Genomic DNA, 24,469 nt, shown 5'->3' with positions numbered 1-24,469 from the left:
GTTAGTGTCCTCTCACGTGGAGTTCGATCATGCGCAGCGCGCCGCTGGCGGAGTCGCCCAGGGGAGCGACGCTGCGTGCCAGCAGGTCTGGCGGCAGGTAAGCGCGCAGCGGCGCGCCAAGGCCGCCGCACAGGGCCAGCGGCAGCTGGCCGGCCGCGTCGAGCGCGTGCGCCATCAAGGCCACTTCGCGTCCGGCGTCGGCCAGGATGGCGCGCGCGGTGTCGTTCGATTCGGCGTGCGCCACCACCAGCGGCGCCAGCGAGGCGAATACGGTCTGGGTGGCGCCGCCGATCCAGACCTGGATGGCATTGCGTTCGCCGCCGCAGGCGTCGATCACCGCTTGCGCAAAGGCGCTGTGCGGCGCGCGGCCGTCGATGACTTTTTCGATATGGGCGATGGCGCGCAGGCCCATCCAGCCGCCGCCGGCTTCGTCGCCGGTCGGAAACCCCCAGCCGCCCACTTCGCGCCGGCTGCCGTCGGCCAGGATGGCCTGGCCCACGCTGCCGGTGCCGATGGCGACGATGCTGCCCGCTTTGCCGCCGTGCGCGCCGATCAGGGTGGTGTAGCCGTCGTTATCCAGACGCAGGGCGCCGAAGCCCGGATCGGCGGCGACGAATTGTTCGGCCCACAGCGGATTGTGCACGCCGGCCAGTCCGAGTCCGATGGCGATGCTGGCCCTGGCCGGCTGCGCAATGCCGGCCGCGTTAAAGGCTGCGGCGATGGCGTCGGCGACCGACTTCCACGCCTGCGCAATGCCGAGCGAGAGGCCGGACGGGCCGCCCTGGCCTTGCGCCAGTTCGCTGCCATCGGCACGCGCCAGGCGCACTCTGGTACCGGTTCCACCGCCATCGACGCCGATGAGATATTCGATCATGTTTGCTCTTGTCCGGGTTCTGAAGTGGGGAAGGTGTGGGCACTATATGATCGACAAACCACCTTGTCAACAGGTATTTAAGTGGTATTATAAAATACCGAATTGGCATGCTGTGGCTGCATGCCTGAATCGGCTTAACCGGTTGTTTTTAAAGTGATTTTAAAAGAACGGAAATGGTATTGCGGCGGCGTTGGTTTAGTGCCAATTTGGTATGGAAGGAAGCGCGCCCGGCGCCCGCGGCGGGCGCGCGGCACGCGTGCAAGCGCGCTGGCTCAGCCTTTGAAGCCGGTGGCTTTGCCGATTCTGGACTCTACCAGGCACGCCGTGCTGGCATGATCGAAAGCCCTACTGGAAATGAGCGCACCATAGCGCTTGAAGGCGGGATGTTCAAAGAACGCCGGCGTTTCGGTGCGCTCTTCTTCCGTGATGGACGACCAATCGACAGGCGGATACGCGTCCTTATCTAAACTGGCCATGAGTCCCCTGTGGTGGATGTCAAGTATCTTTTTACCGAGCGGCGAAGTGAACATCCGGACCAGTTGCACGGCGTCCTGTTGCGTGACGGGTCCGCTGGCATAGGCTCGCCCCATGCAGTCGCGCATGTCGCTCAGGTCGGCGACGGCGACTTTGGCCATGAAGGCGGCGTGGGGGTTCCGGTCACCTGGCTCGAGGCTGGCGGAAACGCGCACCGATACGGCCGCCATTTCCTTGTAATTGGCGAGGAAGCGGGCGGCGTCGGCGAGTTGGAGGAAAGCCTGATCGGGCTTGGCCTGGATGGTGCTGGTATCCGAGCCAAGCGCCGCGTTGCAGGCGCTGATGAAAATGAGGAGGGCGGCGGAGCGCATGGTTGTTTTTATCATACGCCTATTGTATCTGCCGCCCGCAGTTCGAAGGAGCCTGCGTCGCTTCAGGCGCCCACCGCGCTAGCATCAGCCGCGTGTCGCTTTTGCGCCCTTGCGGTCATAACGCATCAGCTGCGCGGCGCCATTGCCGGCTTGCTTGACGCGCACTTCCACATTGCCCGAGCCGCGCACGGATACATTGGCCTGTTGCGCCACCAGCTTGTCGGCCTCGATGCTGCCCGAACCGTTCAGGTCGGCGGTGAGGGTGCCGACGCTGCCGTCGATGTCAACCTCGCCGGAACCGGTCACCACCAGGCGCGCCTTGTCGGCCTGCAATTGCTTGACCGTCAGCTCGCCCGAACCGTGCAGTTCACCCGAGAATTCCTCGGTGCCGCCGGGGACGCAGACTTCACCCGATCCGCGCAGCACGGCGCTGCTGCGCTTGACGTTCAGGCTGCAAGCGTCGAAGTCGCCCGAGCCCTCGGCGCTGGCCTGCAAGACAGTGGCGTCGCCGCCCAGGTCGACGTCGCCCGAGCCTTTCATGCTCACGTTCAGCTTGTCGGTCTTGAGCTGGAACATCTCCACATCCCCCGAGCCGCTCACGTTCAGCGCGAATTGCGGGCTCTCGACATTGCGCGCCGACACGTCGCCGCTGCCGGACTTGGCCAGGCTGCGCAGGCCGGGCGCGGTGATCCTGACGACGATGCGCTCCTTGTCGTTGAAGCTGATGTTGATGCCGCTTGTGGAGCGCGGGCGCACGATCAGGGTGTCGCCCTGGACGATGGTGTCGATGCGCTCGAGTTCCTTGCGCGGACCCGACAGTTGGAGCGATTGCGTGCCCTGGCCCTGGATCTCCACTGTATAAGGACCGGACACCTCGATCGCGTGGAAGGGGGCGACCTTGCGCACGTCGGAGATGTCCTGGGCGCTGGCGGCTGCGGCGGCGCAGAGGAGGGTGGCGAAGGTGGCTTGCTTGAATAAGGTGGTCATGGCATGTGGCCGCTGGGCGGCGTTGAGTACGGAGCATCAACAATACGGCGACAGGGCCGCGCACACGCGCACAAAACGATGGATTGACAATTCAAGGGCTTGAACGGTCGGGATGCGGTGCCGGATGGAGGCGAAGAGGAGGTCGGAAAACCCGAGGGGGCGTCGGGTTTTCCGGTTTGAACTGTGCTGCGGAGGGTGCTGCGCGCGTGCGGCCGGGGGCTGGCCGCTGCGCTTTAAAGCTTGCTTATTGCTTCGTGCTTGCTTCTGGCTTGCTTAGTTCTTGTACTGTTCCAGCTGGATGGCGAAGGCGGTCTTGTAGTTCTTGACGAATTCAACAGCTTCGGCGCTCACGTCGGCACGGTTACGGCTGGTCGACTGGCTGATGGTCACTGCTGGCACGCTCAGGCTCGATGCGGCGGCTGCGGAAACAGCGGTGCTGGCGGCAGGGGCGTCGGCGGCAAATGCCGAACCGCTCAGGACCAGGGCTGCTACGGCGGTAAACAATGTCGATGCTTTCATAATATTTCTCCAGTATTAAGTCAACGTCGCATTTGTCTGCGGCGGCAAGAGCGGTGCTCTTTGATTAAGGTCAGTGTATTCCGACTGATTGATTCGAAAAAGACCGAATGACGCAATGCACAATTGCTAAATTCGGAATAATCAATCTCAGTTTGCTGTCAGGTCGAGCTGCGTGCTCAGGGTCGGCCTGGCATTCCTGGCTGCGGCCAGCGCCTCGGCGCGTACTTCGGCGCGGGTGCGGCTCGACGCCACGGCCAGCTCAGGCACGTTCAGGCGGGTGGCGGTGATGCTGCTCGCGGCGGCGCTGACGCCGGCATGGGCCACGGTGGTATCGGCGGCAACAGCGGAACCAGCGAAGGCGGCAACAACAACGGCAACAGCAGCAATGAAGGATGATGATTTCATGGTGTTTCTCCAGTAATTGAGTGGACGTCGCTGGTGGCTGGCGGCGCTGACGAGTTGCTTGTTTGCGTTTGCTCGTCCATGTGAAGCAGTCTATACGTTGCGGTATCCGCAAAAAAGGCGAATAATCGCAATGCAACGTTGCGCAATTTGGGATAATCCACAATCGGGGGCGGGGATGGACAGGCTTCAATCAATGCGCGTGTTTGCCAAGGTGGTCGAGCAGGGCAGCTTTGCGCGCGCGGCGCAGGCGATGGATATGTCGAACACGGTGGTCACGCGCAACATCGCCGACCTGGAAGCCCACCTCGGCACGCGCCTGCTCAACCGCACCACGCGCAAGCTCTCGCTCACCGAAACCGGCAAGCAGTACCTGGAGCGGGTGCGCCAGATCCTGGCCGATATCGACGATGCCGACGCCATTGCGTCCTCGTCCTCGCGCAAGGCCAGCGGCACCTTGCGCATTTATTGCCATCCCGGCTTCGGCCAGTATCAGCTGGCCAAGCTGCTGCCGCTGTACGCCGCCACCGTGCCCGACGTGGTGCTCGACGTCACCATGGCCGACCACGCGGTCGATATCGTCGAGGAAGGTTTCGATGTCGGCATTTTCATGGGCTTGCAAAAATTCGATGCCAGCCTGATCGCGCGCCGCCTGGCCACCTCCAACGTGGTGCTGTGTGCCTCGCCCGACTATGTTGCGCGGCGCGGCGAACCGCTCACGCCGATCGATGTGTCGAGCCACGATTGCCTCAATTTCGCCTTCGAGCAGTTGCGCCACAGCTGGCCGGTGACGTGGGAGAACAAGCGGGTCGATGTGCCGATTACCCCACGCGTGATATCGAACAATATTTCGGTGCTGCGCCAGGCGGCCATTGCCGGCATGGGCATCATGGTGCGCTCCTCGCTGACCCTGGAAGACGACTTGAGCAGTGGGCGGCTGGTGCAACTGCTCAAGGGCCACCACCTGGGGCGGCTGGAAGTGTCGCTGGTGTATCCGAGCCGGCGCTTGCTGTCGTACAAGGTGCGCAGTTTTGTCGATTTCATGACGGCCCACTTTCCGCGTCCGGAAAGCGACCCGTGGCTGGCCAATGTCTAAGTAAGTGCGCATAAATTCTTGCAATTTCCAGCTTCCATCAGCGGCGCCCTGCTGTGTTGCCCACCGCTAGCAGTGCTCGCACTGCGTCGCGGCGTGCGCCTTGCAAGGCATCCGCTTCTGTTCGCTAGAAATCACAATAATTTCTGCACACTCATTTAGGCGTTTCTTTCTCGCCACACTCGCTGACATTTTGTTCATGTCACGCCGATGTCATGTGCTATATTTCTAGTCGGAATTTAGTGATTCCAGAGTGGCATCAGCGATATGCTCTCTGGCAAATTTTACAAAAGCAAGAAGTTTTACGGGCCCTAGCGGCCCATCTCGAAAGCCCGCCTCCGCGCGGGCTTTTTTTCGTCCGCAAAATCGACCTTGGGTAGCGAAATCGCGCCGGGCAGTGTCATAATGTGGCGATGTGAGTTAACAGAGGTTATTCGCTCCGCTCACGGAACATAGGAGATGTCGAAAACCGTAGCGAGCGACGCAAGTTTCGTTCGAGAAGCGCAGCCGTACGAAAGTACGGTGAGCATCGCAGGGCGAAAATTGGGCCGCGCAGTAGGTTTTAGAGGTCTCATCAGGAGGAATAATGATCCGCTATATGGGCACACGACAAAAAGACGATGGTGCCGTCGTATATGTGTTTATTATCAACGGTTTGCAGAAAGAAATCCGCGAGAACGCGCTCAAGCAGTATCCCGGCTGTTACGAGATGCTGCCGGCCTCGGCCAAGCAGAAAATCGCTGCGAACCGCAATTGGCTGTCCAAGCTATAAATCGTTATCAGGAGCCCGCAATGAGTAAAGCGCAAGACAACAAAAAAGAAACGAAAAAAGAGCCCGCCAAGTCGGTGAAAGAAAAGAAGGAAGCCAAGAAGGTCAAGAAGGAAGAGCGCGCGCGTCAGTAAGCACGTTCTCCACCGGAGGTCGGATGCGCCTGGCGATCGGATCGAAGCAGGTTTCACCTGGTGCAGCCCGCTTGCGCGCACTGCCCGGGCGAAGCTGCGCCGTGATACTGCTGACTCTGCTGGCACTGGCCGCCGCCGCGCCGCCGGCAGTGCAGGCCGCACCGTCCACCTTCGGCCCCGTGATCGGCAGCGCCATCCTGTGCCGCAGCGGGCTCGATAACGCTTACTTCCACGATTACCTGGTCAACGCCTTCGGCCCGTCCTACAAGCACGAGGGCGGCGCCTACTGGTTCAAGGCCGAGGGCACCCTGTGGGGCGCGCCGGTGACCGACATCATGATCAGCGACGATACCAGCGAACTGGTGTTCGTGGCCGCCGTGGCCGATACCACGCCCGACAAGCTCGAAGAGTCGATCCGCAACGCCGTCGGCGTGCGCCACCTGTCGGTGGACAACTCGCGCTATCCGGTGCGCGCGTCCAATCCCGGCAGCAAGATCGTCTACTTCAAGACCAAGTCCAAGATTTACTGCGCCAAATACAAGCCGCTGCCCGTCGGCCGCTAGCGCGGGTGATGCACTTCCAGGGAATCCATGTACAAGCAATTCTTCAGCCTGAAGCAATCACCGTTTTCCATCGCCCCCGATCCCCGTTACCTGTTCATGAGCGAGCGCCACCGCGAGGCGCTGGCGCACTTGCTGTACGGCGTGGGCAGCGGCGGCGGCTTCGTGCTGCTGACCGGCGAAATCGGCGCGGGCAAGACCACCGTGTGCCGCTGCTTCATTGAGCAGATTCCCCCGGGCTGCCGCCTGGCCTACATCTTCAATCCCAAGCTCACGGTCGAGGAACTGCTGCTGTCGATCTGCGATGAATTCCGCATCGACCTGCCGCCGGCGCCGGCCGGCGCGGTCAGCGTCAAGAGCTATGTGGACGCGATCAACCGCTACCTGTTGCTCAGTCACGCGCAGGGCAAGAACAATGTGCTGATCATCGACGAGGCCCAGAACCTGTCGGCCGATGTGCTGGAGCAATTGCGCCTGCTGACCAACCTGGAAACGAGCGAGCGCAAGCTGTTGCAGATTATCCTGATCGGCCAGCCGGAGCTGCGCGCGATCCTGGCCCGGCCCGAACTCGAACAGTTGGCCCAGCGTGTGATTGCGCGCTATCACCTCGGTTCGCTCACCGAAGCGGAAACCGCCAGCTACGTCGCGCACCGGCTGGCGGTGGCCGGGGGCGGGGCGTCGCGGCCGTTTCCGCGCTCGCTGATGGGACAGGTGTTCCAGTTGTCGCAGGGCGTGCCGCGCCGCATCAACCTGTTGTGCGACCGCGCGCTGCTGGGGGCGTATGTCGAAAACAGCCGCGAAGTGACGCGCCAGATCCTGCGCCGCGCCGGCAGCGAAGTGTTTTCGGGCGGCGCCAATGCGCCCGCGTCCCGGATGCCGTGGCAGTATGTGGCGGCCGGCGTGCTGGCCACCGCTGCGATCGGCGCGGCGGCGGCGTGGCAATTTCGTCCTGCCACCAAGCCGGTGCTGGTGCAGGCTGCGCCAGCGCCGGCCCCGGTCAAGGCCGTGGCCGCTGTTGCCTCGCCGGCCCCGGTGGCGCCGGTGGCGCGCGCGCCGGCCGTGCCGCTCACGCACGCCAGCGAAGCGGCTGCGCTGCACGCCTTGTCGGCGCTGTGGGGCGTGGCCTTGCCCGCCGGCGCCACCTGCGACGATGCGCTGAAACTGAACCTGCGCTGCCATCAGGGCAAGGGCGGGTTATACGAATTGCGTCTGCTCGACCGTCCGGCCGTACTGACCTTGCGCGACGGACCGGTGGTGAGCTACGCGTTGCTGACCGGCATGGACGAGAGCAGCGTGCGCCTGAACGTCGACGGCAAGGAGCAGACGCTCGACCTCGGCGCGCTCGCCACCCGTTCGGACGGCAGCTTCGTGACCTTCTGGACCATGCCGCGCTATTTCCGCGACCAGGTCAGCGCGGGCGAGCAGGGCGCCGATGTCGACTGGATCGCCTCGCGCCTGGCCAAGGTCAACGGGCTGGCCCCGCCGCCGGCGGACCGTCCGCTGGGCGCGCCGACATTGGAACTGCTGCGCGCATTCCAGGCCCGTCAAAACCTCAAGGCGGACGGCGTAGCCGGTCCGCGCACCTATATGCGCCTGAACCAGTTGACCGGCGTGGCCGAACCGCGCTTGCTGGCGGCTGGCGCAACGGGGAAACCATAAGATGTCCTATATTCTCGAAGCACTTAAAAAGGCGCAGGCCGAACGCCAGCTCGGCAACGCCCCGACCATCCACGCCACGCCGATCCATGCCGCCGAGCCGGAGCGGACAGGCGCTGGCGGCAAACCGGTCGTGATCGCACTGGCGCTGCTGGCATTGGGCGCCACCGGGGCTGCCGTGTATGCCTGGAAGCAGACGGCAACGCCGCCGGCGCCGGTGGTGCAGGCGGCTGCGTCGGCTACCGTGCCGGCTACCGCGCCGGCTGTGCCTGCGCCGTTGCCTCCACCTGCTCCGCAGCCGGCGCCAGTGGTGGAAGTTGCGCCTCCGCCCAAGCCAGAACCGGTCAAGGTGGCCGAGGTCAAGCCCCAGCCGGTGAAGAAGGAAGAGCCGGTGAAGAAGGAAGAGCCGGTGAAGAAGGAAGAGCCGGTGAAGAAGGCGGCGCCGCTCAAAAAAGACGAGCCGGCCAGGACCGACACGGTCAAGGCCGACAAGCCGGTTCCTTCTGCGGAAGAGAATTTGCGCACCCTGCGCGAGCTGCCGGATGCGCTACAGCACGAGATTCCGCCGATCGCGGTCGGCGGCTACATCTATTCCAGGAATCCGGCCGACCGCCTGTTGCTCATCGATAAAGTCTTGCGCCGCGAAGGCGACGAAGTGGCCCCCGGCCTGGTCCTGGAAAAACTGCTGCCCAAGTCCGCCGTGATGAGTTACAAGGGCCAGCGCTACCGCCATCCGTATTGATGACCGCGACCTTTGTATAATTGCCCTCTTACTTCTCGGCGGAAAGGCCGCGCATGCACAACTTACTCGGTGTGATCGGCTGGTCCGGCAGCGGCAAGACGACCTTGCTGGAAACGCTGGTCGGCCAACTGGCGGCCGACGGCCTGCGCATCAATGTCGTCAAGCACAGCCATCACGATGTGATGCTCGAACCGCCCCACAAGGACAGCGCGCGCCTGCGCACGGCCGGGGCGGCGCAGGTGATGATCGCTTCGCCTTTCCGCGTGGCCATCATTCGCGAGCTGCGCGGCGAGCCGGAACCGACCCTGGGCGAGCAGTTGGCGCGGCTGGACCCGGCCGACCTGACCCTGGTCGAAGGCTACAAATGGGAAGCCATTCCCAAGCTGGAGGTGCAGCGCCCGTCGCTCGGTCATCCGCCGCTGTACCCGAATGATCCGCATATTGTCGCCGTGGCATCGGATGCGCCGCCCCCGGATGATCTTCCCGATAACGTGGCCTGGCTCGACCTGAATGCCCCGGCAACCGTGCTGGCATGGCTCAAGGCCAGAATTAATTCGCTCCCGGCCTAAAGTTCGGGCAAACGGCGTCGTTACCATCCGTGATAGCCAATCAAACGGGAGAGCTCTCATGGACGTTTCATCAATTGCATCACTGGCCACCAGCATGGCCGAAACGGGCGTCAAGCAGGAAGTCGGCTACGCCGTGTTGAAGAAAGCGCAACAGATGGAAGGCCAGGTTGCTGCCCAGCTGATCAGCGCGCTGCCGCAGCCGCAGCGCTTGCCGGCCAATCTGGGCAATACGATCAATACGACTGCCTGATTCCATCGCTCAACGATGCCTGCATCGCCCGGTGTCCTCCCATTCAAGGAGGAACCGGGCTTTTTTACGTTAAAATTGGCGCTGGCACGGGGAAGTTGTAAGGAACTGAAAGGCACGCCTGGCAATCGCGTGGCTGGCTTTACAATCGCCTTCAAGCTGGCAGTTCCTGTTTCACTTCAAATAAATTCAAGGAGATTTACGATGAACAAACGTCAAGCCCTGATCGCCGCCGCCCTCGCTGGCGTGTGCGCAGTGTCCTCCGGCATGGCCGCCGCGCATGATGCGCCCATGTCCAAGGGCGACAAGTCCGACAAGGAGAAGTGCTACGGCATCGCCAAGGCTGGCCAGAACGATTGCGCCAGCGCGACCGGTTCGCACGGCTGCGCCGGCGCATCGACGGTCGACAAAGCGCCGGAAGAGTGGAAATGGGTCGCCAAGGGCACCTGCGAAAAGGCCGGCGGCAAGCTGTCCGGCAAGTAAGTTCAAGTAAGTCATGACGGGCGGGGCCTTACCGGTCGACACTGTTGCCGGTCCCGCCTCGCCGGGCGCCGGCGTCGGCTTGCGCGCGCCCCATTACCGCCAGTTTCTCGAGCAAAGGCCCGCCATCGGCTGGCTCGAAGTCCACACCGAAAACTTTCTCGATCGCGCTGGCTGGGACTGGCATGTGCTGCAAGAACTGCGCCGCGATTATCCCATCAGCCTGCATGGCGTCGGTCTCGGCCTGGGCTCGGCGCGCGGGTTTTCAACGGCTCACCTGGATCGTGTCTGCGCGCTGGTCGAGCGGGTCGAGCCCATGCTCGTGTCCGAACACCTGTGCTGGGGCGCCGTCGCCGACCGCCAGCTCAACGATTTGTTGCCGATGCCGCTCAGCGGCGCCGCGCTCGACCTGCTGTGCCAGCGGGTCGAGCAAGTGCAAGAGCGGCTGCAGCGCCGCATTTTGCTGGAAAATGTCTCCACCTACGTGCGTTTTAACGACGATACGATGAGCGAAGCCGAGTTCATGGCCGAGCTGGCCAGCCGCACCGGCTGCGCCTTGCTGCTGGATGTAAACAATCTCTACGTCAACCAGTGCAACCACGGCGAAGACGCGCTGGCGGCGATTGCGGCCATTGCGCCCGGCAGCGTCGGCGAAATCCACCTGGCCGGCCATCTGGTCACGCCGCAGGCGGTAGTCGACCATCATGGCGACGTGGTGGCCGCGCCGGTCTGGGCCCTGTACCAGGCGGCGCTGGCGCGCTTCGGCCGCCTGCCGACCCTGATCGAATGGGATACCGATGTGCCCGCGCTCGAGGTGCTGCTGGGCGAAGCGCGCAAGGCGCAGCACATCGCTGCGGCTTACCCGGTGATCAATGTCGCCAACCCCTGGCGCGGCCGCCACCCGCAAGCGCCGGGCGAGGGCGTCCTGGCCGCTACCCAGCAGCGTTTCGCGCAAGCCCTGTTCGACTACGGCAGTGAAGCCGATGCCCTGGCGCAGTTCAAGGGCGGCGCCAATGCCGACCGCTTCGGCCTGTACCGGGGCAACCTTGGCGTGACCTGGAACAAGGCCTTGTCGGCGGCTTGTCCGGTGCTGCGCCAGCTGGTTGGCGACGCATTTTTCGGTGCGCTGGCACGCGCCTACGGCATGGCCCATCCCTCGCTTGACGCCGACCTGAACCGCTTCGGGGGCAGTTTTGCCCGCTTTCTCGACGGCTTTCCCCACATCGCCGAGTATCCGTACCTGCCCGACATGGCGCGTCTGGAGTGGGCCGTGCACCGCGCCCATTACGCCCCTGACGCCGACCCCATCGGCGCCGATGCGCTGGCCTCCCTCACGCCCGACGCCTTCCAAAACGCGCGCTACGCCCTGCATCCGGCCTGCAGCCTGATCGCATCAGGCTGGGCGGTGGTGCCCCTGTGGCAAGCACACCAGCCGGACAGCGGCGTCGGCTTCCCGCCGGCCATGGATTGCCCGAGCGCAGCCCTGGTCGCCCGCCCGCGCTGGAAGACCGAACTGGTCGCGCTCACCCCCGCGCACGCAGGCGCGCTCGCCGCGCTGGCCGGGGGAGATACAATGGGCGAAGCGCTCGATGCCGCATTCGCCCTCGATGAGCAATTCGACATCGGGGCGCATCTGGCGCAGTGGATTGCACTGGGCATCTTGCTGGCGCCTGCGGGGCAAGACTGACCGTTTGCGCCCGTCGCAGCCTGTCAGTATTTCTGTGCGGAATCACGCCATTTTTTCCGGGTCTGGCTCTGGTGCAAAAGGGGCGCGTTTTACTCACGCTATAATCATCCTTTAAATCGATTTCATTCATGTCAATGAGCGCTGATCAAGTTATCGCCGAGTACCAGAGCAATGGCAATGCTGTTTCTCCCGCAATCGCAAGCGCGCTGCTCGCGCCGGAACTGAGGCGGGCGATCTACAAGCAACTGGTCGGCGCGACCCTGGCGCCGTACCGCGCGCTGCTGATCGAGCTGCTCGACGAAGAAATCAACCTGCGCACGGCCCTCTGGGACCACATCGTGCAGGACGAGATGGATTACTACGAAGGCATCTACCAGTGCGCCTTCCTGCTGTACCGCGCCGGCGACGTGGCCGACACCTTGCTGCTGTGGAAAGCCAAGCACATCAACATGGATGTGGGGACCTCGCTCGGCGCCGAGTATTTCGTCGGCGCCGGCCTGGACGCCACCATGGCCTACCTGTCGGCCTCGCCCATGCCCGAAGCGGCCGAGATCGCCGATTACCTCCAGCAATGGTTCGAGAAGCCGGGCGCGATTACCTGGCAGGAAGCCTGGGAGCAGGAGCGCAGCTCCGCGATCGCCAACGCCTGAGCACGAGCCATGCTTGAACTTCCCGCACGGCCCAGGTTTCTCGACATCCATGACCGCGCGCTCGGCGCCGCCGACATTGCCTTGTTGCTCAGCAAGCCCTCGATCCGCGGCCTGACCTTTACCGGCTGCGGCATTGGCGATGACGCCGTGCGCGCCCTGTGCGCGCTGCCGAAGCTGGAACGCCTGTGGCTGGGCGGCAGCGCCATCAGCGACGCCGTGCTGCCCGATATCGCCCGTGTTCGCGCCCTGAACTGGCTGGTGCTGGACAACACCGGCATCAGCGACGCTGGCGTGGCTGCCTTGTCCGGCCACGCCAGATTGCACCATTTGTCCCTTCGCTCGACCCAGGTGGGCGACGCCAGCGTACCGCACATCGTCGGCCTGGCCTCCTTGTCGTACCTGGATGTGACGGGCAGTGCAGTCACGCGCGATGGCGTGCTGGCGCTGGCGGCCCACCCGACCCTCACCTTACATTCGGATGACATCCACCCAGCCGGGCTGGACGGGGATTTCGTGCGCGAGCAGCGCCGCCTGGCCAGCCGCACCCCGCCCGGTTTTATGCCCGGCGCGGGCGAGCAGGCGGCCGCGCTGGCGGCCCTGCAAGGCTTCTGGGATGGCATCAGCGCCTGGGAAACCCAGCTCGCACTCGACCAGAGTGTGGACCGGCACCTCAGCGACTGGCGCCCGGCGCTCCGGGCCGCCGTGTTCGCGCAATTCTGCACGCCCAGGCACAGCGCCTCGGGACAAGCCGAGGCGGGCAGCTTCGGCATCCCGCCCACCTACGAACAGCACAGTATCATCGACGTCGAATGGCTGTCGGCGCGCAAGGTATGCGTGTACACCATCCATCTCGGCCACTTGCAAAGCCGCTTCGTGCTCATGAAAAAGGGCAGTACCTGGCTGCTCGATCACATGCAGAATTTGTTCGATGGATGGAAAAACGGGTATTTGTAGCAGCCCGGAGAACGGCGCGGGCGAGGGCGGAAGCAGCGGCGCGCGGGGGAGGCGCCGCTGGCGTGGTTAATGAAACGCGCGCATGATGCGCGCTTCGCCGGACAGATCGGCGTTCTCGGCGTTGGCGGTCCTGGTCGCTTCGATCATGCGTCCGAGTTGCTCGTCCTCGAAGCGGGCCAGTTCTTCGGTGGCCGCGTTAAGCGCCAGCGCCAGCTTGGCGCGGGCACTGCGGTATAACACGCTGGTGTACTGGTCCGTGTTCTTCAGCAATTCTTCCGCGTTTTCGATCACGAGCCGCAGGTCGCCGATCAATCGTTCCTGGGTTTGCTGGTTTTCTTCAGGGTTATCCATGGTGGCCACCTTGAATCGGTTAATCACGTCTTAGAATATATACAAAGCATGGAATTTCGTGTTTGTCGCCGCGCAAGAACACCCGCGCCGCTGCCGGCTTCACTCAGCATATTTCTAATATTGCCCGATTGCAAGGTGTTTATCCTGCGCTGGCGCAATCAGGCGCCGTCCGCTCCGGTGCTGCGCACGCTGATGCGCACGTCGCCGATGCCGACTACCTGGCCGTCGCGGATCTTGGCGGTCTTGCGCAACTCCTTTTTGCCATCGACCGATACCACGCCCGTGGCAACCAGGTTCTTGCCCGCGCCGCCGCTGTCGCACAGACCCGACAGTTTCAATAGCTGGTTCAGTTCGACGAACTCGCCTGTGAGGTCAAAAGTGACTTTCTGCATTTACCGCTCGTCCTAAAATAGATGTAAGAACCGCAGTGTGGCGGCATCGGCGCGGCGCGTCAACGTTGCCCGCGCGTCGCGCCGTGCCCTGCGGCGTTGCGCCTTGTCGCGGCCTTACAGGCCTGGCCGGGTCATGTCGAGCGGCACGATCCACTCTTCGAACTGTTGTTCCGTCACAAATCCGAGCGCCAGCGCCGCCTGCTTGAGGGTGGTGCCCTCGTGCTGCGCCTTCTTGGCGATCTGGGCTGCGCGGTCGTAGCCGATGTGCGGCGCCAGGGCCGTCACCAGCATCAGCGAGCGCTCCATCAGTTCGCCGATGCGCTCGCGGTTCGGCTCGATGCCGTGCGCGCAATGATCGTTAAAGGAACGCATGCCGTCGGCCAGCAGGCGCGCGCTTTGCAAGAAATTATGCGCGATCATCGGCTTGAACACGTTCAGCTCGAAGTTGCCCGACGCGCCGCCCATGGTAATGGCGACATCGTTGCCGAACACCTGGCAGCACAGCATGGTCAGCGCTTCGCACTGGGTCGGATTGACCTTGCCCGGCATGATCGAGCTGCCCGGCTCGTTTTCGGGAATGCTGATTTCGCCCAGGCCCGAGCGCGGGCCGGACGCCATCCAGCGCACATCGTTGGCGATCTTCATCAGGGCCGTGGCCAGGGTTTTCAGGGCGCCATGGGTGCCGACCAGCGCATCGTGCCCGGCCAGGGCCGCGAACTTGTTGGGCGCAGTCTTGAAGCTGATCGCCGTGCGCGAACCGATTTCGGCCGCGATGCGCCCCGCAAAATCCGGGTGCGCGTTCAGGCCGGTGCCGACCGCCGTGCCGCCGGCGGCCAGATGCAGCAGGCCGGGCAGGGTGGACTTGATCGCATGCTCGGAGTATTCCAGCTGGGCCACATAACCCGAGAATTCCTGCCCGAGCGTGAGCGGAGTCGCATCCTGCAAGTGGGTGCGGCCGATCTTGACGATGTCGGCGAACTCGCGCGACTTGATTTCCAGCGTGCCGCGCAGGCGCGCCAGGGCCGGCAGCAGCGACTGCACCACGGCCTGGGCCGCCGCCACGTGCATGGCGGTCGGGAAAATATCGTTGGACGACTGGCCCAGGTTGACATGGTCGTTCGGATGCAGCAGGCGGCCTTCGCCGCGCGCGCCGCCGATCAGCTCGGAAGCGCGGTTGGCCAGCACCTCGTTCATGTTCATATTGCTCTGCGTGCCAGAACCGGTCTGCCACACCACCAGCGGGAATTCATCCGGATGTTTGCCGTCGAGCACCTCATCGGCAGCCTTGACGATGGCTTCGGCCTTGTCGGCCGGCAGCAGGCCGAGCGAGCGGTTGACGGCGGCGGCGGCGCGCTTGACCTGGGCCAGCGCGGCCACCAGCTCGGGCGCCATGCGCTCGCTCGAAATGGCGAAGTGCTCCAGCGAGCGCTGCGTCTGCGCGCCCCACAAGCGTCCGGCCGGGACCGCGATCGGGCCAAAACTGTCCTTTTCGATTCTTGTTTCCATGTTGCTTCCTGTTTATTTGGGAATGCGGTTAAAGAGTTTATCTCAGCGTACGTTAATTACGGCAGGGCTACAGATTTCTCTGCTCCTCCGTCATTAGCTGGACAACATTACCATATATGCACCATTCCCGAATCGTCCGGCTGGTCCGGTCCGTCACTACCCTGATGTTCTCTCTGCTGCTGGCGGTCGCGCTTGCCAATGCCGACGCGGCCGAGCTGGGCGATGCCCAGGTGCGCTCGTACATCGGGCAGCCACTGGTGGCCGATGTGGAACTGACCTCGCTGGCCGAGCCCGCAGCCAGCGTGCAGGTGCGGCTGGCCGATCCCGATGTGTGGCGCGGCGCCAATGTGCGCATGCATCCGGTGCTGTCGAACCTGTCCATGTCGGTGATGCGGCGCGACGGCCGCCAGTTTCTGCACATCACCTCGGTCAAGCCGGTCGAGGGCGATTACGTGCACCTGTTTCTCACGCTCGGTGAAGGCGGCAAGCGCGAAGTGCGCGCGGTGACCTTGTGGCTGAGCCACGATCCGCAGCCGGCGCCACCGCCGCCGCCACCGCCACCGGTTGCGGTCCCGGTCCCGGTGCCGGCGGCCTTGCCTGCCGCCCCCGTGCGCGCCGAGCCGGCCAGGGTAGCCGCGCCAGTGCCAGCGCCAGCGCCGCGCCCGGTGCGGGTCTTGCAACTGCCGTCGGCGGCGCCGGCATCCTGTCCCCAGATCAGTGAGGACCAGATCAAGACGTGCGCCGACCTCGACCGCAAGAATGGCGTGCTGTCCGCCCGGATTGTGGAGCTCGAAGAAAAGGTCAAACTGCTGCAACGCGCCATCGAAGGCAAGGGTGCCGCCGCAAGTCATGCCGCAGCTTCCGCCAGTCATGCTGCCGCCTCGGCCGGGCATGAAGCGGCCTCAAGCGGGCATGACACCGCTTCAACCGGGCATGACGCCGCCTCGGCCAGCCATGCGGCCGAGCCAGCGGTGCCGCCGCCGATCCTCTCGCGCGCGGCCCTCGCCAAGAAGAACGCCGCCGCCAGCAAAGGCGAGCCATTCCCCTGGATGCTGGTCGCCGGCGCCGTCGGCGCGACCCTCGTGACCGCGCTGGCCGTCTGGTTCCTGCTGCGCCGGCGCAAGCGCAAGGCCGCGCTCGCTACCGAGGCCGCCGTACCTGCCGACCCGCCCGCAGCGGCCAAAACAGGCATGTTCGCCGGCCTCGCCGCGCGCTTCAAACGCAAGCCCAAAGAGCCCGCGCCGGTGGTGCACGTGGAGCCCGACCCGAGCTGATTTCCTTGCAAATACAAAAATGTTGAAAAAAAGACTCGCACGCACGCAAAGTGGTCTACACAACTTGAAAAACTGCGCTATACTTGTTTCCGTAGTCCTGCGGGACTGCAAAAACGGGCCCAGGATCTGGCGCAGCCACCAACGATAGCGTGGCGCGGCAAGCAGATAATCGTTGAAGAAACGCCTGTCCCCGGAAGCGGTCCGCCAGCCAACGATGCGCTAGCGGACGCCGGATGCAACCGGCAAGAGGCGACACCAGGAGATACCTGGTGATCGCTCTCCAGAATTCTTTCCTCCCCCAGCGATCAATTTGCCTTCAAGCTATACTCTTCGGTGACCCTCATCACCAAAGGCAAGCACATGACGACGGCAGCAAACCCAGCACAAGCGCAATACGACCTGTTCCTGCAACGCGGACTCAAGCTCGACATGTCCCGCGGCAAACCCTCTCCCGAACAACTTGACCTGTCCAACGACCTGCTCGACGCCTTGCCCGGCTTTAGCGCGGCCGACGGCGCCGACGCCCGCAATTACGGCCTGGGCGTGGGCCTGCCCGAAGCGCGCGCGCTGTTCGGCAGCCTGCTCGACGTCCCAGGCGCGCAGGTCGTGGTCGACAGCAGCGCCAGCCTGTCGCTGATGCACGATGTGATCGTGTACGCGCTGTTGAACGGCGTGCCGGGCGGCCAGCCATGGGTCGGCCAGCAGCCGGTGTTCCTGTGCCCGGTACCGGGCTACGACCGCCATTTTTCGATCTGCGAAGCGCGCGGCATCAAGATGATCAACGTGCCGCTCACCGACGACGGCCCGGACATGGATCTCGTCGAGCGCCTGGTTGCGAATGACGCCAGCATCAAGGGCATGTGGTGCGTGCCCAAGTACAGCAATCCGTCCGGCACGGTGTACTCGGACGCGGTGGTGCGCCGCCTGGCCGCCATGAATACCGCCGCGCCGGACTTCCGCCTGCTGTGGGACGACGCCTATCGCTTCCATCATCTGACGGATGAGAAGGTGCGCATCGCCGAGGTCATTGGCGCCTGCGCCGAAGCTGGCAATCCGGACCGGGCGATCGTGTTCGCCTCGACCTCGAAGGTCAGCTGGGCCGGGTCGGGCATTGCCGCGCTGGCGTCGTCGCCGGCCAATATCGCCTGGTGGACGAAGCACGCGGGCATCCGCAGCATCGGTCCGGACAAGATCAACCAGCTGCGCCACGTGCGCCTGTTGAAAGACACTGCGACCGTGGAGGCCCTGATGACGCGCCACGCGGCCCTGCTCAAGCCCAAGTTCGACGCCGTGCTGGCGCAGTTCGGCGCGCACCTGGGCGATGTGCCGGGGGTGTCGTGGACGGTGCCGAAGGGCGGCTATTTCATCGATCTGGTAACGCCGCCGGGCGCGGCCAAAAAGACCATCGCGCTGGCCAGGGAAGCCGGCATCACGCTCACGCCCGCTGGCGCTGCCTATCCGTACGGGCTCGACCCGCAGGACAGCCATATCCGCATCGCCCCGAGCTTTCCATCGCTGCCCGAGATTACCCAGGCGGCGGAGGGGATTGCACTGGCCTTGAAACTGGCCGTGGCGGGTTGACCGGCGCCACGCCAATAAAAAAGCGCCCTCGGGCGCTTTCGTTTTACTTCTTGAAAACCAGCTCAGTGCGTTGCGCACATCACATCGGACAACTGCCACGGTTCGGTAATCTCGCGCACGGCGCGGTCGTTGGCCATGATCTGCTTGAGCAGGTCGATCTTGCGCATCCGTGGCGCCCCATCGAGTGCCGGCACGCCGGTCTTGACCGCCGCCGCCTGCTGCTTGCACTGCATTTCCAGCTTGGTCAGGCCGTTCCAGTCGCCTGCTTTTGCCGCAACCGCCATCTTGCCAGTCAGGCCAGCAATATTTTCGTACATCGAGAGAACTTCGTTGGAGGTCATGCGCTCACCTGGCCAAAAAATTTATAAAGATTACCGCGTGTCCTTCCATTACGGCGGGATTGCGCGGAACTTTAGGATTTTTCAAAAAAATCTGAAAATATTTTTAGCCCGGTAAATAATGCTTAATTGATAAGCTCTTCCAGCCCGCCACTGAGTTCCCCGAGCGGCGGAATTCCCGCGAACACGGCCTCCGGCGCCACGCCCAGCCCGGTCGCCAGCGCCGGCGTAAAGCACGCCGCCAGTTCCTCGTCGTTCGGCTGGCGCTCCTCGTAGCGCGCGCGCAGCACGGCCAGGTGAATCACCGCCGCCATCCGGTACGAGGGCGACTCCGGCGTCGGCTCGGCAAAATGGCGCAAGGTCTGGTGAAACAGGTCCGGGAACTTCCAGCGCAGCGCCAGTTCCGCCCCCACCACGCCGAAGTCGTAGCCGAACAGATCGCGCTCGGCCGCGATCCGGCCGTTCTCGTACGGCCCGACCGTCTGATCGAGTTCGCGCGCCTGCTGCGCCACGCCCGCATGCATCACCAGCTGCCCGATCCCGTGCATCATCCCGATCGTAAACGCCAGGTCGGTATTGGCGCCGATCTGCTTGGCGATCCACTTGGCCGCCACCGCCGTGTGCAGGCTGTAGCGCCAGAAGCGCTTCAGGTCCAGCCCCGGCACCGTCTTGAAACTGCCCACCAGGCCCGAACTGATCACCAGGGTGCGCACCGTCACGAACCCGAGCATGCGCACCGCGCCGCCCACATTGCCGATCCGGCGCGACACATGATAGTAGGCCGAATTGGCCAGCCGCAGCAGCTTGGCGCTCAGGACCGGGTCGAGCGAGAGCTTGCGCGCGATTTCTTCGACCGCCACATCGGGGTCGTCGAAGCTGCTGATCAGTTCGGCCACCACTTTGGGCGCGGAGGGCAGGGCGTTCGGATTTTGCAGCAAGGCTTCAAGGGTCATCGTGTCTCCTGTTGGGGCAGGGTGACTATATACAAAACCTCCCGCGCGCGCCACTGCCGCTACGGTTCGCATTTTTCGCACTCTGGCGGCGTATTCTGCGGTTTGTCGCATTTGGCAAGCATTTCGCCCGGCCCTCCATTACAGTGCAGGCTGGGAAAAATGCGCCGGACCTGGCGCCGCCATGAAAAGAGAACAGACATGACATTATTGAAACAGCTCCGCCTCGCCGCCGCCATCGCGCTGGCCTGTACCGCCTTCGCCGCCAACGCCGAAGCCCCGTACACCTTCGCCACCACGCCGGGCAAGCTGCCCAAGGATATCGTACCGGTGCAATACGCCGCCCACCTGATTCCCGACCTGGCCGCCAACACCTTCCTCGGTTCCCAGACGGTCGAAATCGAAGTACTCAAGACTACCTCGCGCATCATGCTCAACGCCGTCGATATCGAGATCGACGCGGCCAGCCTGTCCGGCAAGAACATCGGCGCCATCAAACTGGCGCCGCTCATCGACAAGGAACAGGAAACGCTCAGCTTCGCGCTGGCGCAGCCGCTCGCGCCGGGGCGCTACAACCTCGCCCTCAAGTTCCACGGCCTGATCAACCGCGAAGCGCGCGGCATGTTCCACATGAAGTACAAGGCCGGCAGCGCCGCCCGCACCATGATCGCCACCAACATGGAACCGACCGACACGCGCCGCCTGCTGCCGACCTGGGACGAACCGGCCTTCCGCGCCGCCTTCAAGCTCACCGTCGACCTGCCGTCGAACTTCAAGGCTTACTCCAACACCCCGCTCGAACGCCAGGAAAAGCTCGACGGCGGCCTGCAGCGCTTCCACTTCGGCGTCACGCCCAAGATGCCGAGCTACCTGTTCGTGCTGGTCGCCGGCCAGCTGGAACGGGTCAGCGCCAGGCAGGACGGCGTCGACATCGGCATCGTCACCACCGAAGGCAAGCTGCCCTCGGCGGCCTATGCGCTGGCCGCCACCAAGGACCTGCTGCGCTACTACAACAACTACTTCGGCGTGCCTTACCCGCTGGCCAAACTCGACCAGATTGCCATCCCCGGCGGCTTTAACGGCGCCATGGAAAACTGGGGCGGCATCGTCTACAACGAATCGACGCTCCTGGTCGACCCGCAAAAAAGTCCCGACAGCGTGCGCCAGACCTCGTTTGGCATCAACGCCCACGAAGTGGCGCACCAGTGGTTCGGCAACCTGGTGACCATGGGCTGGTGGGACAACCTGTGGCTCAACGAAGGTTTCGCTTCCTGGATGGCGGCCAAGGCCACCGACCATTTCCATCCCGAGTGGCGCGTGCAGCTGGCCGCGCTGGCCAACCGCGAAAGCGTGATGAACCTGGACGCGCGCAAGACCACGCATCCGATCCAGACCCCGGTGCTGACCGAAGCGCAGGCCGCCGACGCCTTTGACGACATCACCTACACCAAGGGCCAGGCCTTCCTGCGCATGCTCGAAGCCTATCTGGGCGAAGAACCGTTCCGCAAGGGCATCCGCGCCTACATGGCCAAGCACCAGTACGGCAACACCACCAGCGCCGACCTCTGGGCCGCGCTCGAAAAGGCCACCGGCAAGCCGGTCGAAAAGCTGGCCTCCGACTGGACCACGCAGCCCGGCTTCCCGCTGCTGAAGGTCGAGCAAAGCTGCACCGACGGCAAGCGCCGCGTCACCTTGTCGCAGGAGCAGTTCCGCCTCGACGAACCGGCGGTCGAAAAACGCCTGTGGAACGTGCCGGTGCAAGTCGGTACCGTTGGCGGCAAGGCCAGCTACGCCCTGTTCTCCGGCGCCAGCACCACCGTCACCCAGCCCTCGTGCGAGGGCGCACTGGTGATCGACCCGGCCAGCGTGGGCTACTTCCGCGTCCAGTACGACCAGGCCGGCTTCGACGCGCTGGCGGGGCAGGCCGCCAAACTGCCCGACACCACCCGCCTCAAGCTGCTGGGCGACACCTGGAGCCTGGTCCAGGCCGACCGCGTGCAGTTGGCCAGCTACGTCACGCTGGCATCGGCCTACGCGGACGAGCCGCGCCTGGCGGTGTGGAACGCCATGCTCGACAGCCTCTCCACGCTCGACAACCTGGCCGAGGGCGAACCGGAACGCGCACTGGTGCGGCGCTACATCACCAGCCTGGCGGCGCCCAAGTTTGCGCGCCTCGGCTGGGACGACAAGCCGGGCGAATCGACCGAAGAGCGCCAGCTGCGCGCCTTGCTGGCCGGCGCGCTGGCCAAGGTCGGCGACCCGGCCGTGATCGCCGAAGGGCGCGCCCGCTTCGCGCGCTTCCTGAAAGACCCGGCCAGCGTGTCGCCGTCGATGATCGACTTCGTCATACGCGTGGCCGGCCGCCACGGCGACGCCGCCACCTACGACGCGCTGGCCAGCCGCCTGGCGCAATCCCAGACCGTCGAAGAACGCAACCGCTACGCGCGCTCCATGACATTGGCGAGCGACCCGGCCCTGGCCAGGCGCACCCTGGCAATGGCGCTCTCGCCCGAACTGCCGCCGCAGCTCACTTCCACCCTGGTGCCGGCCGTGGCTCGCGCCCAACACGTGGAGCTGGCGTGGGCTTTCGCCACCGCCAACCGCGCGGCATTGATGAAGGACCAGGAATCGGGCGACCAGAATAGCTTTCTCCCTAGCGTGGTATCGTCCTCCTCCAATCCGGCCCATGCCGAGATGATGGAAGCGTACGTGAAGCAGCACTTCGGCCCCGATGCCCAGGTCGAAGCGCAACGCGTGGCCAACGCCGTGCGCACCCGCGCCGCCCAGAAAGCCCGTTTGCTGCCGCAAGTGCGCGCGGCGCTAAAATAGAGCCCCACCGAACCGAGGCCCGACATGACAACCAACTGGACGCCGCTCAAGACCGCCCTGAAACTCGCCCTGTGCGGCGCCGCGGCCGTCTTTGCGCCGGCCTACGGCGCCGGCCAGTCCGCGCCTGCGCCGGCAGCGCCCCTGCCCGGCGCTGATTTCTACTACTACGCCAACGCCGACTGGCTCAATCGCACCGAGGTGCCGGCCGGGCGCGGCAGCTGGTCACTGGCCGAGTCCATCGGCGCCGAGGTCGATGCGCGCATCGTGCGGCTGATCGGGGAAGTCGCGGCCAGCAAAAAGGCCAGCGGCGAGGCGCGCAAGGTGGCCGATTTTTACGGCGCCTACATGGACCAAGCGGCCATCGAGGCCAAAGGCAGCGCGCCCCTCAAGCCGCTGCTGGCGAAGATCGACGCCATCGAGGACAAGGCGCAGCTGGCGCGCGCCCTGGGCGCCTCGCTGCGGGCCGATGTCGATCCGCTCAACAAAGGCGAATTTTTTACCCAGAACCTGTTCGGGCTGTGGGTAGGGCAGGGGCTGAACGATGCGACCCGCAACATGCCCTATCTGGTGCAGGGCGGCCTTGGCATGCCCTACCGTCCCTACTACCTGGGCCAGGAGGCGCGCATGGCCGACATGCGCGCCAGATACCGCCACAATATCGGCGTCATGCTCACGCTGGCCGGCTACCCCGACGCCGACGCGCGCGCCGCCAGGGTGCTGGAACTCGAAACACGGATCGCCCAGACGTACGCGGGCGACGCCGAATCGGGCGACGCCAACAAGGCAAACAACAGCTGGACCCTGAAGGACTTCAATGCGCGTGCGCCCGGCATGGACTGGGCGGCATTTTTCGACAGCGCCGGCTTGGGCGGCGCGCGCGAGTTCATCGTCTGGCATCCGGCGGCGATGACGACGGCCGCGGCGCTGGTCGAGAGCACCGACGTGGCAATCTGGAAGGACTACCTCGCCTATCATCTGGTAAACCACTTCGCAGGTACCTTGCCGGCTGCGTTCGAAAACCAGCGTTTCGCCTTCTCCGGCAAGATACTCAGCCGCCGCCAGGAGCCGGCCCCACGCCGGGACGATGCATTGAACGCGACCGCCCGCGCGCTGGGGGACCCGCTTGGACGCCTGTATGTCGAACGCTACTTCCCGGCCGAGAACAAGGAGCGCGTGCAGAAGATCGCGCGCGACATCACCGCCGCCTTCGGCAAACGCATCGACCAGCTCGCGTGGATGGCCCCGGCCACGCGCGCCCACGCCAGGGAAAAACTGAAGAACATGGTGGTCGTGGTGGGATACCCGGACCGCTGGCGCTCTTACGAGGGCCTGAAGGTTGTGCCGGGCGACGCCCTTGGCAACGCCGTGCGCGCCGAGCAGTTCCACTACGGGCAGCAGATCTCGCTTCTGAAACAAGCTGGCGATCCGCGCGCCTTGCCGATGCAGGTAAGGCAGGCCAATCCATTCGTGGCGCTGCAAAATGTCCTGCACTTTCCAGCGGCGTTCCTGCAGCCGCCTTACTTCGATCCCAAGGCGTCCGACGCGCACAATTATGGCGCGATCGGCTCAGCGATCGGCCACGAGATCAGCCACGGCTACATGGACGAGGGCGCGCAATTCGACGCACGTGGGCGTTTGAGCAGCTGGTGGACCGGGGAGGACAAGGCCCGCTTCAATATCGCCGCCGATAAACTGGCCGCGCAGTTCAGCGCCTACAAACCATTTCCCGACATGGCCATCAACGGCCGGCAGACGCTGATCGAAAACGTGGGCGATCTGGCCGGCGTGTCGGTAGCCTACGACGCTTACCAGGCCACGCTGGCCGGCAAACCGGCGCCGGACGGCGCCGACCGCGAGTTCTTCCTCGGCTATGCGCGCCTGGTGCCGGCCATAGTGGGCGACGCGGTTGCGCGCAAACGCTTGCTGAGCGACGCCTTCGCGCCCAGCGAATATCGCGCCGCCACCGTGCGCAATCTCGACCAGTGGTATAACGCCTTCGACGTCAAGCCGGGCCAGTTCCTGTACCTGGCGCCGGCGGCGCGCGTGAAAGTCTTCTAGACCCGCACGGCCAGATCGCTGG

General features: G+C 64.4%; 25 protein-coding genes. 15 read left to right on the top strand and 10 right to left on the bottom strand.

What is annotated here, in order from left to right; genetic code table 11:
* Position 1 precedes the first annotated feature (1 nt).
* The 5 genes from F1609_RS13650 to F1609_RS13630 all read right to left on the bottom strand — a co-directional run bounded on the left by F1609_RS13650 (position 2) and on the right by F1609_RS13630 (position 3,630).
* Positions 2-874, bottom strand: coding sequence for a glucosamine kinase nucleotide-binding domain-containing protein (locus F1609_RS13650; protein WP_167076959.1), 873 nt, complete (start codon positions 872-874; stop codon positions 2-4).
* Between the two features lie 272 nt (positions 875-1,146).
* On the bottom strand, positions 1,147-1,719 hold the full coding sequence (locus F1609_RS13645; protein ID WP_167076958.1) for a hypothetical protein: 573 nt from the start codon (positions 1,717-1,719) through the stop codon (positions 1,147-1,149).
* 84 nt (positions 1,720-1,803) lie between these two features.
* On the bottom strand, positions 1,804-2,706 hold the full coding sequence (locus F1609_RS13640; protein ID WP_167076957.1) for a head GIN domain-containing protein: 903 nt from the start codon (positions 2,704-2,706) through the stop codon (positions 1,804-1,806).
* 273 nt (positions 2,707-2,979) lie between these two features.
* Complete coding sequence (locus F1609_RS13635; RefSeq protein WP_167076956.1) at positions 2,980-3,225, bottom strand: hypothetical protein; 246 nt, start codon at positions 3,223-3,225, stop codon at positions 2,980-2,982.
* 147 nt (positions 3,226-3,372) lie between these two features.
* Entirely contained in the window at positions 3,373-3,630 is a 258-nt protein-coding gene (locus tag F1609_RS13630; RefSeq protein WP_167076955.1) for a hypothetical protein, read from the bottom strand.
* Between the two features lie 175 nt (positions 3,631-3,805).
* Here F1609_RS13630 and F1609_RS13625 point away from each other — a divergent pair, with 175 nt between their 5' ends.
* From F1609_RS13625 to F1609_RS13575, 11 genes are all read left to right on the top strand, one after another.
* Positions 3,806-4,723 (top strand): LysR family transcriptional regulator, encoded by a 918-nt coding sequence (locus F1609_RS13625; RefSeq protein WP_167076954.1) that lies wholly within the window; start codon positions 3,806-3,808, stop codon positions 4,721-4,723.
* Between the two features lie 583 nt (positions 4,724-5,306).
* Positions 5,307-5,492, top strand: coding sequence for a hypothetical protein (locus F1609_RS13620; protein ID WP_167076953.1), 186 nt, complete (start codon positions 5,307-5,309; stop codon positions 5,490-5,492).
* 232 nt (positions 5,493-5,724) lie between these two features.
* Positions 5,725-6,186 carry a hypothetical protein gene (locus tag F1609_RS13615; protein ID WP_370661626.1) on the top strand — a complete coding sequence of 154 codons (462 nt, stop codon included), beginning with the start codon at positions 5,725-5,727 and terminating at the stop codon, positions 6,184-6,186.
* 27 nt (positions 6,187-6,213) lie between these two features.
* Positions 6,214-7,842: an ExeA family protein gene (locus F1609_RS13610; protein ID WP_167076951.1), complete on the top strand. Its 1,629-nt coding sequence runs from the start codon at positions 6,214-6,216 to the stop codon at positions 7,840-7,842.
* 1 nt (position 7,843) lies between these two features.
* Entirely contained in the window at positions 7,844-8,581 is a 738-nt protein-coding gene (locus F1609_RS13605; protein ID WP_167076950.1) for a general secretion pathway protein GspB, read from the top strand.
* A 53-nt stretch (positions 8,582-8,634) separates the two neighbouring features.
* Positions 8,635-9,150, top strand: a complete 516-nt coding sequence (mobB, locus tag F1609_RS13600; protein ID WP_167076949.1) for a molybdopterin-guanine dinucleotide biosynthesis protein B — start codon at positions 8,635-8,637, stop codon at positions 9,148-9,150.
* A 58-nt stretch (positions 9,151-9,208) separates the two neighbouring features.
* The gene (locus tag F1609_RS13595; protein ID WP_167076948.1) at positions 9,209-9,400 is read left to right on the top strand and encodes a YjfB family protein; all 192 of its coding nucleotides are present in this window, start codon (positions 9,209-9,211) and stop codon (positions 9,398-9,400) included.
* 201 nt (positions 9,401-9,601) lie between these two features.
* The gene (locus tag F1609_RS13590) at positions 9,602-9,880 is read left to right on the top strand and encodes a BufA1 family periplasmic bufferin-type metallophore (protein ID WP_166874111.1); all 279 of its coding nucleotides are present in this window, start codon (positions 9,602-9,604) and stop codon (positions 9,878-9,880) included.
* A 13-nt stretch (positions 9,881-9,893) separates the two neighbouring features.
* Positions 9,894-11,564, top strand: a complete 1,671-nt coding sequence (gene bufB / locus F1609_RS13585; RefSeq protein ID WP_167076947.1) for an MNIO family bufferin maturase — start codon at positions 9,894-9,896, stop codon at positions 11,562-11,564.
* Positions 11,565-11,698: 134 nt separating this feature from the next.
* Positions 11,699-12,214 carry a hypothetical protein gene (locus F1609_RS13580; protein WP_206752956.1) on the top strand — a complete coding sequence of 172 codons (516 nt, stop codon included), beginning with the start codon at positions 11,699-11,701 and terminating at the stop codon, positions 12,212-12,214.
* A gap of 9 nt (positions 12,215-12,223) precedes the next feature.
* Positions 12,224-13,168 carry an NTF2 fold immunity protein gene (locus F1609_RS13575; protein WP_167076945.1) on the top strand — a complete coding sequence of 315 codons (945 nt, stop codon included), beginning with the start codon at positions 12,224-12,226 and terminating at the stop codon, positions 13,166-13,168.
* Positions 13,169-13,234: 66 nt separating this feature from the next.
* Here F1609_RS13575 and F1609_RS13570 read toward each other — a convergent pair whose 3' ends face one another.
* From F1609_RS13570 to fumC, 3 genes are all read right to left on the bottom strand, one after another.
* Positions 13,235-13,519: a DUF883 family protein gene (locus tag F1609_RS13570; RefSeq protein ID WP_167076944.1), complete on the bottom strand. Its 285-nt coding sequence runs from the start codon at positions 13,517-13,519 to the stop codon at positions 13,235-13,237.
* A 158-nt stretch (positions 13,520-13,677) separates the two neighbouring features.
* Positions 13,678-13,911 (bottom strand): RNA-binding S4 domain-containing protein, encoded by a 234-nt coding sequence (locus tag F1609_RS13565; RefSeq protein WP_167076943.1) that lies wholly within the window; start codon positions 13,909-13,911, stop codon positions 13,678-13,680.
* A 114-nt stretch (positions 13,912-14,025) separates the two neighbouring features.
* Entirely contained in the window at positions 14,026-15,417 is a 1,392-nt protein-coding gene (fumC, locus tag F1609_RS13560) for a class II fumarate hydratase (RefSeq protein ID WP_167076942.1), read from the bottom strand.
* Between the two features lie 116 nt (positions 15,418-15,533).
* Between fumC and F1609_RS13555 the strand changes: the two genes are divergently transcribed.
* Both F1609_RS13555 and F1609_RS13550 read left to right on the top strand, forming a co-directional pair.
* Positions 15,534-16,691 (top strand): type IV pilus assembly protein FimV, encoded by a 1,158-nt coding sequence (locus F1609_RS13555; RefSeq protein ID WP_167076941.1) that lies wholly within the window; start codon positions 15,534-15,536, stop codon positions 16,689-16,691.
* A gap of 360 nt (positions 16,692-17,051) precedes the next feature.
* The gene (locus tag F1609_RS13550) at positions 17,052-18,272 is read left to right on the top strand and encodes an aspartate aminotransferase type Ic (RefSeq protein WP_167076940.1); all 1,221 of its coding nucleotides are present in this window, start codon (positions 17,052-17,054) and stop codon (positions 18,270-18,272) included.
* Positions 18,273-18,334: 62 nt separating this feature from the next.
* Here the strand turns inward: F1609_RS13550 and F1609_RS13545 are convergent, their stop codons facing one another.
* Together F1609_RS13545 and F1609_RS13540 are read right to left on the bottom strand one after the other, a co-directional pair.
* Entirely contained in the window at positions 18,335-18,613 is a 279-nt protein-coding gene (locus F1609_RS13545; RefSeq protein ID WP_167076939.1) for a flagellar protein FliT, read from the bottom strand.
* 122 nt (positions 18,614-18,735) lie between these two features.
* Positions 18,736-19,563 (bottom strand): HDOD domain-containing protein, encoded by an 828-nt coding sequence (locus tag F1609_RS13540; RefSeq protein ID WP_167076938.1) that lies wholly within the window; start codon positions 19,561-19,563, stop codon positions 18,736-18,738.
* Positions 19,564-19,761: 198 nt separating this feature from the next.
* Here F1609_RS13540 and F1609_RS13535 point away from each other — a divergent pair, with 198 nt between their 5' ends.
* Positions 19,762-22,389, top strand: coding sequence for a M1 family metallopeptidase (locus F1609_RS13535; protein ID WP_167076937.1), 2,628 nt, complete (start codon positions 19,762-19,764; stop codon positions 22,387-22,389).
* Positions 22,390-22,413: 24 nt separating this feature from the next.
* Positions 22,414-24,447 carry a M13 family metallopeptidase gene (locus tag F1609_RS13530; RefSeq protein WP_167076936.1) on the top strand — a complete coding sequence of 678 codons (2,034 nt, stop codon included), beginning with the start codon at positions 22,414-22,416 and terminating at the stop codon, positions 24,445-24,447.
* Positions 24,448-24,469 lie beyond the last annotated feature (22 nt).

It is taken from the genome of Massilia aquatica (assembly GCF_011682045.1).
Lineage (GTDB): Bacteria > Pseudomonadota > Gammaproteobacteria > Burkholderiales > Burkholderiaceae_D > Telluria_A > Telluria_A aquatica.
The sequence above is the reverse complement of the archived record's forward strand: the minus strand, read 5'-3'. Positions and strand labels throughout refer to the sequence as shown.

Bases quoted from the DNA above. Each gene is read 5' to 3' on its own strand.
- F1609_RS13650 (WP_167076959.1), bottom strand. From the start codon at position 874: ATGATCGAATATCTCATCGGCGTCGATGGCGGTGGAACCGGTACCAGA.
- F1609_RS13645 (WP_167076958.1), bottom strand. From the start codon at position 1,719: ATGCGCTCCGCCGCCCTCCTCATTTTCATCAGCGCCTGCAACGCGGCG.
- F1609_RS13640 (WP_167076957.1), bottom strand. From the start codon at position 2,706: ATGACCACCTTATTCAAGCAAGCCACCTTCGCCACCCTCCTCTGCGCC.
- F1609_RS13635 (WP_167076956.1), bottom strand. From the start codon at position 3,225: ATGAAAGCATCGACATTGTTTACCGCCGTAGCAGCCCTGGTCCTGAGC.
- F1609_RS13630 (WP_167076955.1), bottom strand. From the start codon at position 3,630: ATGAAATCATCATCCTTCATTGCTGCTGTTGCCGTTGTTGTTGCCGCC.
- F1609_RS13625 (WP_167076954.1), top strand. From the start codon at position 3,806: ATGGACAGGCTTCAATCAATGCGCGTGTTTGCCAAGGTGGTCGAGCAG.
- F1609_RS13620 (WP_167076953.1), top strand. From the start codon at position 5,307: ATGATCCGCTATATGGGCACACGACAAAAAGACGATGGTGCCGTCGTA.
- F1609_RS13610 (WP_167076951.1), top strand. From the start codon at position 6,214: ATGTACAAGCAATTCTTCAGCCTGAAGCAATCACCGTTTTCCATCGCC.
- F1609_RS13605 (WP_167076950.1), top strand. From the start codon at position 7,844: ATGTCCTATATTCTCGAAGCACTTAAAAAGGCGCAGGCCGAACGCCAG.
- mobB (WP_167076949.1), top strand. From the start codon at position 8,635: ATGCACAACTTACTCGGTGTGATCGGCTGGTCCGGCAGCGGCAAGACG.
- F1609_RS13595 (WP_167076948.1), top strand. From the start codon at position 9,209: ATGGACGTTTCATCAATTGCATCACTGGCCACCAGCATGGCCGAAACG.
- F1609_RS13590 (WP_166874111.1), top strand. From the start codon at position 9,602: ATGAACAAACGTCAAGCCCTGATCGCCGCCGCCCTCGCTGGCGTGTGC.
- bufB (WP_167076947.1), top strand. From the start codon at position 9,894: ATGACGGGCGGGGCCTTACCGGTCGACACTGTTGCCGGTCCCGCCTCG.
- F1609_RS13580 (WP_206752956.1), top strand. From the start codon at position 11,699: ATGAGCGCTGATCAAGTTATCGCCGAGTACCAGAGCAATGGCAATGCT.
- F1609_RS13575 (WP_167076945.1), top strand. From the start codon at position 12,224: ATGCTTGAACTTCCCGCACGGCCCAGGTTTCTCGACATCCATGACCGC.
- F1609_RS13570 (WP_167076944.1), bottom strand. From the start codon at position 13,519: ATGGATAACCCTGAAGAAAACCAGCAAACCCAGGAACGATTGATCGGC.
- F1609_RS13565 (WP_167076943.1), bottom strand. From the start codon at position 13,911: ATGCAGAAAGTCACTTTTGACCTCACAGGCGAGTTCGTCGAACTGAAC.
- fumC (WP_167076942.1), bottom strand. From the start codon at position 15,417: ATGGAAACAAGAATCGAAAAGGACAGTTTTGGCCCGATCGCGGTCCCG.
- F1609_RS13555 (WP_167076941.1), top strand. From the start codon at position 15,534: ATGCACCATTCCCGAATCGTCCGGCTGGTCCGGTCCGTCACTACCCTG.
- F1609_RS13550 (WP_167076940.1), top strand. From the start codon at position 17,052: ATGACGACGGCAGCAAACCCAGCACAAGCGCAATACGACCTGTTCCTG.
- F1609_RS13545 (WP_167076939.1), bottom strand. From the start codon at position 18,613: ATGACCTCCAACGAAGTTCTCTCGATGTACGAAAATATTGCTGGCCTG.
- F1609_RS13540 (WP_167076938.1), bottom strand. From the start codon at position 19,563: ATGACCCTTGAAGCCTTGCTGCAAAATCCGAACGCCCTGCCCTCCGCG.
- F1609_RS13535 (WP_167076937.1), top strand. From the start codon at position 19,762: ATGACATTATTGAAACAGCTCCGCCTCGCCGCCGCCATCGCGCTGGCC.
- F1609_RS13530 (WP_167076936.1), top strand. From the start codon at position 22,414: ATGACAACCAACTGGACGCCGCTCAAGACCGCCCTGAAACTCGCCCTG.